Raw genomic sequence first — 11895 nt, 5'->3', positions numbered from 1 at the left:
CGTCGCGCCGAGGACCACGCCGCCCCCACGGCCACCGCCCCCACACCCCGCTGGCCGTCGTGCGGGGGAGCGCCCCCAGGGCGCGACGCCGCCGGCGGCCAACACGACGCACACGGACCGACGAAAACCGCACCCTCGCCCCTCCCCGCGAGCGGTGGAGGGCCAGGATGGTCCGCATGCCGCCGAGGGCACATCCACGCCGGGGCGCCGTGCTCTCCCCCACACGCCACAGGCCACCGGGCAGAGGAGCCCGGTGCTGGGGGTGTGTCCCGTTCCGCCCCGGACTTCGACCGGCCGGGGCCGGAACGGGAGTCGACACCGCGAATCACGCGAAGCATCCACACGAAACCGGACCGCAGCTACTACTCTCGCAGTGTGCTGACGACGACACTGAACGCACTACCCGTATTCGCACTACTGCTCGGACTGGGCGGTCTGGTTCTCGGTGGTCTCGCGTTCCTCCGAGTCCAGCGCGCTACCGAGGACAGTCGGGCCATGATGCAACGGCTGCTTCCCGACTCCGGAGGTGTGGACATCCACGCGATCCGCGACGTGGCCCTGGTTCGCTACAACGCCCTGGCGGAGATGTCGGGTGCTCGCTCCTTCTCCATGGCACTGTTGAACGCCAACGGGGATGGATTCGTCCTCACCTCGATCAACGGGCGCAGCGAGACCCGTACCTACGCCAAGGTGGTGGCCAACGGCCAGGGAGAGGAGCAGCTGTCACCCGAGGAGTACCGCGCCGTGCGCCAGGCGCGGCTCGGTCAGGGACTGGGCCACCGGCCCCCGCCCGGGGTCGCCGAGTCACCCACCACCCCACCGGGAACCGACACCCCCACGGACAGCGACGCGGAGGAGCTCGGCGACGCCCCGGAAATCACGGTCCAGATCAGTGGCAGCTCCGGGCGCCCCTCCCGCAACTCCTGACTCACCATCGCGGACAAGTGCAACACGCGAGGCGGTGACCTCCGACTATCCTGCGGGGTATGTCCAGTCCCGCCGCCTTCCTCGGCCCCGAGGGCACCTTTACCGACGCTGCCCTGTACGTGCTGCGCCCCGATCTGACCTCGGAGCAGCGGCTCGCGTGTGACGGGGTGGAGGCGGTCTTCGAGGCCGTACGCAGCGGCGCCGCCGCAGTGGGCGTCGTGCCGCTGGAGAACTCGGTGGAGGGCGGAGTCACCGCCACCACCGCCGAACTCCTGAACGGCGACCCGCTGCTGATCACCGGGGAGGTGACACTGGACGTCCGGTTCAGTCTGGTCGCTCGGGAGGGGACGCACCTGGCCGACGTGAAACACGTCGTGACACATCCGCACGCCCAGGCGCAGTGTCGCGGCTGGCTGGGGCGCACCCTGCCCCAGGCGCAGACGCTTCCGGCGGCATCCACCGCAGCCGCGGCCCAGATCGTGGCCGAGCCCGGATCGGGGTACGACGCGGCCATCAGTGCACCGATCGCGGGGGAACGGTATGGCCTGCGGGAGCTGGCCACCGATATCGGGGACCGGAGTGCGGCAGCCACCAGGTTTGTTCTCCTCTCACCACCGGGGCCACTGCCCGAGCCGACCGGCCATGACCGAACCTCCTTGGCCGCATTCCTGGCCGACGACCACCCGGGGGCACTGGCCGAGCTGCTGAACCAGTTCTCCGTGCGGGACGTGAACCTGACACGTCTGGAGTCCCGTCCCACCGGCGACCGCCTGGGCAACTACTGCTTCGTTATCGACGCGGAGGGACACGTGGTCGAGTCGCGGCTCGGGGAGGCCCTGATGGGCATCCGGCGCAGCTGCCGGGATGTCCGCTTCCTCGGCAGCTATCCGCGGGGGGACGCCAGTGTCGAGATTCCCACGCTCCTGCCGCGCCGCACCGCCACCGACACCGACTTTCACCGGGCACAGGAGTGGTTGGAGCGGATCCGCGCCGGCGGGGTCAGCTGACCCGCCGCGGATCGGACCCCTCCGGGTGACCACACGGTGGCGGCACGGCGGCTGGGTGGGTACCGGCCGGATGCACCGACCGATCTACGGCAGGGGCCGGGGATCCCGCTCAGCGCGCCCCTGCTGTGTCGTGGGGTCAGGTGGTGCGATGCCCGGCGTGCTCGCGGCAGGCCGCGGGACTGTTGTCGTCGAAGAACCGGCGGCAGTCGAAGCAGTATGCCGCGACACTTCCGAAAGGCGGACTGGCCATGCGGCCTCCTCGGTGGTGTCGGTTTCTGGACTGGAATCTCGCTGGTTGACGTTCCGGCGACGGTGCCGGAACAGGTCGTGTGGGGCATGGTGCACCCCTGACCGTTATCCCCGGGCCGCTGGCATTGCAGCATCGCCGGACAGTGACGATAGTGGCACCCCCGGACAGTTTCGGGCCTGCGGCGGGTCCGGCACCAGTCCGAAACCCGATGAGGGGCGACGGCGCGGGGTCGTCACCCCTCGGGGTGGGTTCTACTCCTGGTCACGGTCCGGGCGGTCGCCGACAGCCGAGGGTTCGGGGCCGGCTGGGCCACACCCGGCCGCGGCCCACCGACCGGCTCCGCACTCGGAGGCCCTGCCGTGGACGCATGCCCGGCCGGGGATACCTCGGGCACCACGGAGTCGGCCGGGGTGCGGGGGACGGCGGCCGCATGCCGTTGCTCCTCGTGGGCGTCCTCGGGGCTGGTGGTGTCCGCAGCGCCCACACGGCCATGATCGCCACCCCGAGGCCCAGAACGGCGCTGAGGAGGTACTACGGTCTCCAGGCTGGAGCCGAATGCGAGGTGTGCCGCCTCCCGCAGCTGCGCTCCGGCCGGATCGGGCAGGTCCGCGGCGCCGCCGAGCAGGCTGGTCAGGTAGGCAGGTTCTGGCCCGTGCTCCACGAACTCCTAGAGGCCGAAGATCACCGCGATGATCCCGCCCAGGGACAGCGCCACACTCCACAGATCCAACGGCCGCGCGGTCTCGTCGCGGGGCTCCGGCAGCAGCGGTGCCATCGTCAGGGTCAGCGCGGCCACGGGAACATTGACGAGGAACACCGCACCCCACCAGAAGAACTCCAGCAGGAGTCCAGCCATGGGGGTTCCCAGCGCCATCCCGGCGGTGAATGCGCTCATCTGCACCGCGATCGCCACCGTGAGCTGCTTGCGGTCCCGGAACGTGGTGCGCATGATCGCGTACGACGCGGGCATGAGGGTGGCCCCGGCCGCACCCAAGAGTCCACGCATCACGATGAGTGTCTCGGGGTTGGGGGAGAAGGCCGCCACGAATGAGGCGAGACCGAACAGGCTGACTCCGATCGCCAGCAGCCGGCGTCACCCGATGCGGTCCCCGAGCCGCCCCATGGTGATGAGAAAGCCCGTGTTCAGGAAGCCGTAAATGTGCAGCACCCACAGGAACTGGGAGCTGCTGGGCCTGAGGTCGCCGGAGAGTGCGGGCATCGCCGGGAACAGGGAGGTGATGTCCGTGGCGAGCATCATCATTGGCAGGGTCAGAACCGCCAGGCCAAGCCACTGCCGCCAGGTTGCACGAGGTGGGGCGGGTGCGGTCACGGGGTGCCAATCACGTTGGGAGCGACAGCCGGTCGACCGTCCGGGCGTTGCCCGACGAGACCAAAACTTGAAGTTAACTTCAAAACAAGTACGCGTGCGGACCGCCCAGGCCGACGTGGCACACCCCCTTCTCCCCACCGCTCCACCGGCTGGGATCGCCCTCGGTCAGGAGGTGTGTTCCTCGAACATCCACTGTTCCCGGTCCAGACGCACCAGTTCGCGACGTAGCGCGAGTTCGAGGGGCCCGTCCTCGAGTTCGCGGACCTGGTCCAGAACCGCCACCAGTTCCGGGCGGGACATGGTACCCAGGGGCTTCCGTCCCCGCGCCCCCGGGGCGGAAACGCCCGCGCTGTACACCGTCACCGCCGATCCCCGTTGCGGTGCTGTCCGGGTGGCCGTCGCGGCTCCCGCCCGTCCCCGCTCGTTGAACATCCGGACTCCCCTGGTCGTTCGTGGTGTTCACGCGGCGGGGGTCACGGCCGGCGACGCCGTGACCCCCGCGCGGGCCGGGTCCGCCCCCTCCTCGGACCCGGCCTCACTCCCAGGACGGAGCCCCCGGCCGGTTATGACGCGACATGGCGGCGAAAATTCGGGGAATTCTCCGCAGGCAGGGGTTCGGCCGGTGTGAACCGGCCGCGGCATACCCGGGACCAGTCCACGAATCCGAGGTGTGACACCACGACTGTTCCCGGTAACCTGCACACGTGATTGACCTGCGTGCGTTGAGAGAAGCCCCGGACCGCCTGCGCGAATCGCAGCGGGCCCGCGGGGAGGACGTGTCCGTGGTGGACCGGCTACTGGAACTGGACGCAGAGCGACGCGCGGCGTTGAACCAGTTCGAGTCGCTGCGTGCCGAACAGAAGAGTGTCGGGAAGTCGGTGTCCGCCGCAACAGGTGCGGAACGCGACCAGCTTCTGGCCCGCGCGAAGTCACTGTCGGCCGAGGTCAAAGAGGCCGAAGCCCGGGCGGAACGCCTCGGCAGCGAGGTGGAGCAGCTCGTGACCACGATCCCCAACCTCGTTGAGGACGGCGCCCCCGAGGGCGGTGTGGACGACGTGGTCGTCCTGGAGCACCACGGAACGCCCCGAGAGCTCGACTTCACCCCCCGCGACCACCTGGAACTCGGGGAGCTCCTGGGGGCTATCGACACGGATCGGGGCGCCAAGGTCTCCGGCGCGCGCTTCTACTTCCTCACCGGGGTCGGGGCCCAGCTGGAACTGGGGCTGTTGAACCTCGCCATGCAGCAGGCCCTCGCCTCCGGCTTCACCCCGATGATCCCCCCGGTACTGGTGAAGCCCGAGATCATGGACGGAACCGGTTTCCTGGGGGAGCACTCCGCCGAAGTGTACCACCTCGCCGATGACGACCTCTACCTGGTCGGAACCTCGGAGGTTCCCCTGGCGGGATACCACTCCGGAGAGATCCTCAGCGCACAGGCCCTACCGCACCGCTACATCGGCTGGTCCTCCTGTTTCCGGCGGGAGGCCGGGTCCTACGGCCGGGACACGCGTGGGATCATCCGCGTCCACCAGTTCAACAAGGTGGAGATGTTCGTCTACACCCACCCGGACCAGGCGCACGAGGAACACCTGCGCCTGCTGTCCTGGGAGCGGTCGATGTTGGACAAGCTGGAGTTGCCCTACCGGGTTGTGGATATCCCCGCGGCGGATCTGGGCACCAGCGCGGCCCGCAAATACGACTGCGAGGCCTGGATCCCGACCCAGGGCCAGTATCGGGAGGTCACCTCCACCTCCAACTGCACCGACTTCCAGGCCCGGCGCCTGAACGTCCGCTATCGCGATGACGAGGGCAAGCCTCGCTTCGCCGCGACGCTGAACGGCACCCTCGCGACCACACGGTGGATCGTCGCCCTCCTGGAAAACCACCAACAGGCCGACGGCTCGGTCGTCGTTCCAGAGGCCCTGCGCCCGTTCGTCGGCCATGAGGTACTCCGGCCGCTCGGCTGAGTTCACCGAAACACCGTCTGTGGCCTGCGTCGATATCCGGCGCTTCCATCAACTCGGGGTGTGGCCCGCCTCGGTGTCCACGGAGGGCACCGGCGTGGACCGTCGACGTCCTTCCGCTGCCGCCGGATCGGCGGCAGCGGAAGGACGGGCTGGTCACTCCTCGACGCGCGTACACACCTCAGCCCGTTCGTCTGCCTGGAACTGGGGGTCTCGCGTGTGGCTCCCGTCGCAGAAGGGTTTATTTGCTGACCGGCCACAGCGGCACAGCACCGCGGTGCTGCGACCCCCCAGGTCAAACTCCTGACCTTCGCGATCGACCACCACGAAGTCGCCTTTGATCTGGTACGGACCGTTGTCGATCGCCTTCACGACCGTACTCGGACGCTCACCGGAGGTCTCGGACACAGTTACCTCACCTTCGTTGTCGTCAGTTGTCGGTCCGGTTGTACCGGTCCGGGACACCACTGGCCATCCTTTCCCCAATACCATAGGGGGGTATAGTGTGGGTGGTCCTACGGTAGTACATCCGGGCGCGCAGCCCGAACGGAGATGGGAGTTCTCATGGCAACCGCCACGTATACCGTCGAGGGCATGACCTGCGGGCACTGCGTCTCTTCGGTAGAGGAGGAGCTGAGCGACGTCGCGGGGGTGACCAATGTGGACGTCGACCTCGCCACCGGCCAGGTCACCGTCACCAGCAGTGAACCCGTCGACGATACGGCGGTGCGCGCCGCCGTTGCTGAGGCGGGCTACACCCTGCGGGACTGAGCCCCGCGACACCGGCGCTGTTCCCGGACGCGGGTGCCGGGTGCAGCGCCGGTCGCCTACTGCGAGGTGGCGGCCGAGCGCACTGGAATGTCGGTGAGGGAACTGAGGGCGACACGCCCCGGGGCGTGCGCCGTGGGCAGGGCTCCCGGAGACAGCAGTACCGTGCACCCGGCGGTTTCCGCCGCGTCCGCACCGCTCGGGGAGTCTTCCACCGCCCAGGACTCGGTTGGTGGCACCTCGAGTCGACGCGCTGCCAACAGGTAGGGCTCCGGGTCGGGCTTGCGATGGCGCACATCCGCAGCGGTGACCACAACGTCGAACCGGTCCGACCCCAAAGCTGTAAGCGCGATTTCGGCGATGTCCTGGGGCGAGGAGGTCACGAGGGCCATCGGAGTGCCCGTACGCCGCAGCGCCCGCAGGATCTCCTCCGCCCCCGGAAGGACGGGCGTGCGTTCCATGAGGAGCGTGTGCACGTGCTGCTCCACCCGGTCGCGCAGCGCGAGCAGCTCCTCGTCAGCCATCCGCACACCCGTGTAGTCGGCCAGCATGCGCATGGTGGTCGGCCCGTCGGTGCCGGTCATCTCGGAGCGTGCCTCCGAGCTCAGCGGCCGTCCCAGCTCGGTGGCGACGTCGTTCAAGGCGACCGTCCACAGGGGTTCCGAGTCGACGAGGGTCCCGTCCAGGTCCCACAGCACCGCCCGGGGGGCTGGCAGCTGGGTCAGGACGTGTGGCGTGGTCATCGGACTCCTCGGTACGAACGACGACAGTGGTGAAGCGGGAACAGGAAACCGCCCGGGAAAGACCCGCGCTGGCCCGTCTGGGCGCGCAGGACCGAATCGTCACTTTCGACGGTACCCGCGGCTCCCGACATTCGGAGTGGGTGAGCTTCGCCACAGCGCGATCCGGCGCCGGGGCGCGGACGACACCAGCGCAGCTCACGCCCAATGTCACCCGGGTCGTCCCGACCGGCCGTGGCCTGGGTTACCTACCTGTGTGCACGATCCGACGCCTGGATCTCGGCCTGTGCCGTCACCGCCGCATCGGCCCCGGACAGGGCGGTGAGCTCGACCGTGCCCGCATCGCCGCCCGGAGTCTGCCGCAGCAGAACCGCGCGCCCAACATAACAGGGAGAGCGCAGTCTGAACCGGAAGGCCCGCACGGCGTGGCCGGCGCGACGCGGCAGCTCGAGGAGTGCCAAGGCGAGCAGGGGACCGTGCACGACCAGGTCAGGATAGCCCTCCACCCCGGTGGCGTAGGGGTGGTCGTAGTGGATGCGGTGCGCGTTGTAGGTCAGGGCACTGAACCGGAACAGCAGGGTGGAGCTGGGGGTGAGCCAGAATTCACTACTGTTGGCCTGGGCCGGCGGCGGGTGTCCCGTGCTCGGCCCGGCGGGCGGTGGATCCCCCTCCTCGGCCTGGCGGTACACGAGGTCCTGTTCCTCCACGACCCGCGGCTCGCCGGCGACACTCAGCCGGTGTTCCACCGTCACGAACAGCAGCTCACCACGGCGCCCCTGTTTGATCCGCCAGTCGGTGATCCGGGAGTCCCGGGTGACGTGCTCCCCCACCCGCACGGGTGCGGTCACGGTCATCCGGCCACCGGCGAACATCCGCACCCTGCGGGCGATCGGTGGATAGAAGTGTCCCTGGCTCGGGTGTCCGTCCGCGCCCAACTCGGACTCGGCGGGACGATCGAGGAAGTGTAGCCAGTGCCACAGTGCGGGCAGCGCGTCCCCCTCCTCCCGGACCGGCGGTGGCTGGTCCAGGACTCCGGCCAGGGCCTGGGCCGGTTCGGCCGCAATCACCTCGCTGCGACGGACCGGGGCGGGATCCCAGCCGGTGAGGGCATCCGCCAGGGCAGGCGGGCTTCCGGGCGCGGGGTGAGAGTTCGAACCGGTTTGGGCAGTGGCCACGAGGATGTGCTCCTTCGCTCCTGTGCGACACGGACAGGACCCGCGTCCGCACGGTACCCGACGCCGCTCCGCCAGGTGCGGCCGGCTGCGGAGGTCCGGCACACCGTGGCCCGGCCCGGTAGCCGGCGGTCGGCGGGCATCCGTGACCCGACAGTACGCCCGCCCACTTCCCGTGCGTACGCTACTCGTGTGGTGGCTCACCGGTGACGACGTGGTCCGCGAAGTTGAGGGCTTCCAGCACGAGGCGACGCAGATGCCCGTCGCGGAGGCGATAAATCGCGTGCCGGGACTCCCGTCGGGACTCGACGAGTCCGGCCAGCCGCAGCTTCGCCAGGTGTTGGGACACCGCGGTGCGGGACACTCCGCAGGCCTCGGTGAGCTGGGAGACGTCGGCCTCCTGGCGTGCCAGTGTCCACAGCAGGTGCAGGCGCGTGGTGTCGGACAGCAGTTGGAACACGTCCGCGGCCACGGCGAGCTGTGCTGCGTCGGGAGGCTCTGGATGCTGGAGGCTCACGGTCGCCGGCTCGCGGGGAGGCATACGGGCAGTCTATGCGGCAGCAAAGTCCGCAGGTTCTGCCTGCCGGATGCGCCACAAGACTCGGGCTGCCACGGCGCAGCCACCAGTGAGGACGGCGCAACCGACCAGGGCGGTCTGTGGCGCGAGGTGGGTTCCGGCCCAGCCGGCGAGGGGGTAGGTGACGAGGAACCCGGCGTGGGACAGGGAGAACTGGGCCGCGAGCAGCGCCGGGAGTTCCCCGGAACCGGCATGGTCGCGCAGCAGTCGCGCGGTAGGGGTGAGCACCAGGGAACATCCGGCACCCAACAGGAGCCACGCCCCCAGCAGGGGCCACCACCAGCCGTCAACCATGCTGACGACAGTGGCGAGCAGCGCGAACGTGCCCGTGTGGAGCAGGGGTGCGGCGAGGAACAGGGGACGCTGCTCCCGGTTGTCCAGCACCCGGGGGAGTGCGAGCGCCACCACCATCGATCCAGCGCCGAAGGCCCCCAGCGCCACGGCCACATCCGCTTCAGAACCGCCGAGGTCCTCCCGCACGTAGGTCACGGTGGTAACCAGAACCAGTGCGGTGGCCACGGCCACGGACAGGTTCAGCACCGCGAGCGAGCGCAGCGCCGGCCAGCGGGCGAACATGCGTACCCCAACGGTGATCGCGGCCCACCGGCCCTGCTGCTGGGCCCCAACCTCCCGGGGTGGGAGTACGACCGTGCCAATGAGGAGGGCGGCAACCGCGAAACCCAGCGCAGTGCCCAGGAACAGTCCCGGATAGGTCAGCACCGTGAGCAGGGCGGCCGCCATCATCGGGCTGAGGAGACTCTCGAGATCGTAGGCGAGGCGGGAGAGGGACAGGGCCCGCGTGTAGTCCCGGTCCCGCGGCAGCACCTCCGGGATGACCGCCTGGAACACGGGGGTGAACGTCGCCGAGCTCGCCTGTAATACGAGGATGAGGACATAGACCTGCCAGACCTCGCTCACCAGGGGCAGACAAACCGCGACTCCACCGCGGATCAGGTTGGTGCAGATCAGGAGCGGTCTGCGGGGCAGTCGGGCGGCCAACGCGGTCAGGACCGGCCCCAGACCGACGTAGGCGACCATCTTGATGGTCAACGCCGTTCCCAGCACGGTGGCGGCTTCGGCTCCGGCGAGATCATGCGCCAGCAGCCCCAGGGCCACGGTGGCGAGTCCCGTCCCGAGTAGCGCCACCACCTGTGCGGTGAACAGGTGCCGGTAGGTCCGATTGCGCAGTACCCCGAGCATGACGGGTACACCCTCCAGCCGGTCCGGTGTTGCTTCCGAGCACGAAAAACATAGCAAACATGTGCGCAGATACGCACATATTTGTCAGGATGGGCGCTGGCGAACGGCAGCACTACGGTCACCGTGGACGACCTCGTGGCGAACGGGCCCGCCCGCACCAAGTTGGCCACCTCCGTGCCCGACGCCGGATGGGCACAGTCCGTGACCATGCTCACCGACCGGGTCACGGGCGAACCCTCGGGACCACCGCCCGGCGCGAACCCATCTCCGAACCCTCCGCACCCTGCGGAGGAAAGCAGGGCGCCAACCCCCGCCACATCCGCACAATGCGAGCACGACGCGCGGAACCGCCCTCGAGCGGGACACCCGCGCGGCGGTCACCGTCGCCACGGCGGCCGGACTGACCACAACCGCCCGTGGAGCGCTGCTCCGACCGCAATCTGTTCCGACACGGTGCAGCAGAAACCCACCCGGCGCCACAGCGCACCCAGCCTGAGGAGACGGAAATCGCCACGGCGCACGAAGGCGAGGATGTCACCAACGGATCATGGCAACGGAGGTCCGCTCCGCCCGCCCCTTTTCCAGCGAAGCGCGACGCTCCGCATCCTTCCCGCCCCGGACCATCGACGACAACGACCATCGCCGCCACGGCACCACCGGCCCTCGGGTTCCCACCTCCCCACCGGCACCACCACCCCTGCGCCCCTGCCGTCACCCCGTGGCCATCGGCCGCGCGGTTGGGTGCACGGTCAGGTGGTGAGCCCGGCCCGCAGGAACGCGGTCGCCAGTACGTCGTCCCCCTCGATGCGCAGAGCACTGTCGGCGAACCGTCGACGCTTCCACAGCACGGTCAACAGGTCCGCTGCCGTGCCGGAGACACGCGCCGCCCCAGCATCGTCGGCCTCGGTCGTCGCGGCCACCTGCGGCGCGGCGGTCGCCTCGCCGTCGTCCGCCTCCGGTGGCGGGTCCAACCGCCAGGCGTGCCCCGTGTCCGTGCTGTGGATCAGCAGGGACGCCGGCAGTGGCGGTGCCTGCCCGGAACTGCGCACCAACCGCGGCAGGATCACCGTGAGTACCTCATCAACCCCGTCCGCTGCCACCCATGCATCCGGCTCCCGGTGGATTCCGCTGGCCAATTCGGCGTCGATCCGGTGCACCACGGTTTCCAACGCCTGTCGGCGGAACCAGAAGCCGGCCTGGCGATGGTGCCGGTTGAAGGTCCAGCATGGCGCGTCTGGATCGGTCTGCCGCAGTGTGTCGAGGAGGCCGGCGGCGCTGTGCGCGTAGGTGGCGGCGAGGGCGGCGCTGTCCTGCACGGTGGGGGCGGCAGGCCGCTGGGCCACCTCCCCACTGCGCACGATCGCCGTCGCCCACGTGTGGACCTGGTAGAGGTGCACCCCCAGGGTCCACAGGTCCCACTCCGGGCAGGTGGGCACGGAGGCGTTCGGGTCGCCGTTCCGCACGAGCTTCTCGAAGGCCGTGGTGTCCCGGTCCAGGTGCGGTAGATACTCGACGGCTGGACGTGGGACTGCCGGGGCGGCGGAACCGGAAGGGACGACCATACAGCTACTCCTGGGGCGCGGGCGCGGACCACCCCAGCATCGAGCATCCTCTGTGGGCGTGTCCATACGGGTTTCCGCCTGGCTCACGTCCCCGTCGGACGGTTGGAGACGTCCTCGCGCCCGGTTCGTCCGGGGATGTGGTGGCGGTGTGTGGTTAGGGGCGCGCGCCGTGTTGGCCGCCGGCGGCGTCGCGCCCTGGGGGCGCTCCCCCGCACGACGGCCAGCGGTGGGGGCGGCGGTGGGCCGCGGGCGGTCCCCCGCAACCCGAGGGAGCGCACTCTCCGGCCCAGCGGTCGGTGGGGCGCGGGTGCGGGGTGTGCTGGGGGCGTTGTGCCGGGCCGGAGGGCTGGGGAGGGTGCTGGTGACGGTGCGTGGTTAGGGGCGCGCGCCGTCTCGGC

Annotated in this window: 14 protein-coding genes; 4 read left to right on the top strand and 10 right to left on the bottom strand. The window is 69.8% G+C overall.

All coding sequences use genetic code 11. The features are described from left to right. Positions 1–264: 264 nt before the first annotated feature. Both RIF23_RS20415 and pheA read left to right on the top strand, forming a co-directional pair. Positions 265–927 (top strand): DUF4446 family protein, encoded by a 663-nt coding sequence (locus RIF23_RS20415; RefSeq protein WP_310914255.1) that lies wholly within the window; start codon positions 265–267, stop codon positions 925–927. Positions 928–986: 59 nt separating this feature from the next. Next, positions 987–1934: a prephenate dehydratase gene (gene pheA, locus RIF23_RS20410; protein WP_310914254.1), complete on the top strand. Its 948-nt coding sequence runs from the start codon at positions 987–989 to the stop codon at positions 1932–1934. A gap of 482 nt (positions 1935–2416) precedes the next feature. On the opposite strand, the gene RIF23_RS20405 is transcribed toward pheA, so the two are convergent. The 4 genes from RIF23_RS20405 to RIF23_RS20390 form a co-directional block, all read right to left on the bottom strand. Beyond that, complete coding sequence (locus RIF23_RS20405) at positions 2417–2845, bottom strand: hypothetical protein (protein WP_310914253.1); 429 nt, start codon at positions 2843–2845, stop codon at positions 2417–2419. Positions 2846–2851: 6 nt separating this feature from the next. Beyond that, positions 2852–3268 (bottom strand): MFS transporter, encoded by a 417-nt coding sequence (locus RIF23_RS20400; RefSeq protein WP_310914256.1) that lies wholly within the window; start codon positions 3266–3268, stop codon positions 2852–2854. Between the two features lie 9 nt (positions 3269–3277). Next, positions 3278–3514, bottom strand: a complete 237-nt coding sequence (locus RIF23_RS20395; protein ID WP_310914252.1) for a hypothetical protein — start codon at positions 3512–3514, stop codon at positions 3278–3280. 165 nt (positions 3515–3679) lie between these two features. After that, positions 3680–3877, bottom strand: a complete 198-nt coding sequence (locus tag RIF23_RS20390) for a hypothetical protein (RefSeq protein ID WP_310914251.1) — start codon at positions 3875–3877, stop codon at positions 3680–3682. 341 nt (positions 3878–4218) lie between these two features. Between RIF23_RS20390 and serS the strand changes: the two genes are divergently transcribed. Then, positions 4219–5481: a serine--tRNA ligase gene (gene serS / locus RIF23_RS20385; protein ID WP_310914250.1), complete on the top strand. Its 1263-nt coding sequence runs from the start codon at positions 4219–4221 to the stop codon at positions 5479–5481. A gap of 153 nt (positions 5482–5634) precedes the next feature. Here serS and RIF23_RS20380 read toward each other — a convergent pair whose 3' ends face one another. Then, positions 5635–5886, bottom strand: coding sequence for a CDGSH iron-sulfur domain-containing protein (locus RIF23_RS20380; RefSeq protein ID WP_310914249.1), 252 nt, complete (start codon positions 5884–5886; stop codon positions 5635–5637). 156 nt (positions 5887–6042) lie between these two features. Between RIF23_RS20380 and RIF23_RS20375 the strand changes: the two genes are divergently transcribed. Next, positions 6043–6249, top strand: coding sequence for a heavy-metal-associated domain-containing protein (locus RIF23_RS20375; protein WP_310914248.1), 207 nt, complete (start codon positions 6043–6045; stop codon positions 6247–6249). Positions 6250–6305: 56 nt separating this feature from the next. On the opposite strand, the gene RIF23_RS20370 is transcribed toward RIF23_RS20375, so the two are convergent. From RIF23_RS20370 to RIF23_RS20350, 5 genes are all read right to left on the bottom strand, one after another. Then, the gene (locus RIF23_RS20370; protein WP_310914247.1) at positions 6306–6989 is read right to left on the bottom strand and encodes an HAD family hydrolase; all 684 of its coding nucleotides are present in this window, start codon (positions 6987–6989) and stop codon (positions 6306–6308) included. A gap of 245 nt (positions 6990–7234) precedes the next feature. Beyond that, positions 7235–8161: an FAS1-like dehydratase domain-containing protein gene (locus RIF23_RS20365; RefSeq protein ID WP_310914246.1), complete on the bottom strand. Its 927-nt coding sequence runs from the start codon at positions 8159–8161 to the stop codon at positions 7235–7237. Between the two features lie 181 nt (positions 8162–8342). Continuing rightward, on the bottom strand, positions 8343–8699 hold the full coding sequence (locus tag RIF23_RS20360) for an ArsR/SmtB family transcription factor (RefSeq protein ID WP_310914245.1): 357 nt from the start codon (positions 8697–8699) through the stop codon (positions 8343–8345). Between the two features lie 9 nt (positions 8700–8708). After that, complete coding sequence (locus RIF23_RS20355) at positions 8709–9935, bottom strand: MFS transporter (RefSeq protein WP_310914244.1); 1227 nt, start codon at positions 9933–9935, stop codon at positions 8709–8711. Positions 9936–10684: 749 nt separating this feature from the next. Then, on the bottom strand, positions 10685–11497 hold the full coding sequence (locus RIF23_RS20350; RefSeq protein WP_310914243.1) for a maleylpyruvate isomerase family mycothiol-dependent enzyme: 813 nt from the start codon (positions 11495–11497) through the stop codon (positions 10685–10687). Between the last annotated feature and the right edge of the window lie 398 nt (positions 11498–11895).

This window comes from Lipingzhangella rawalii (assembly GCF_031628175.1).
GTDB classification, from domain to species: Bacteria; Actinomycetota; Actinomycetes; order Streptosporangiales; family Streptosporangiaceae; genus Lipingzhangella_A; species Lipingzhangella_A rawalii.
Note: the sequence above shows the minus strand (reverse complement) of the source record. Positions and strands in the feature narration are given on the sequence as shown.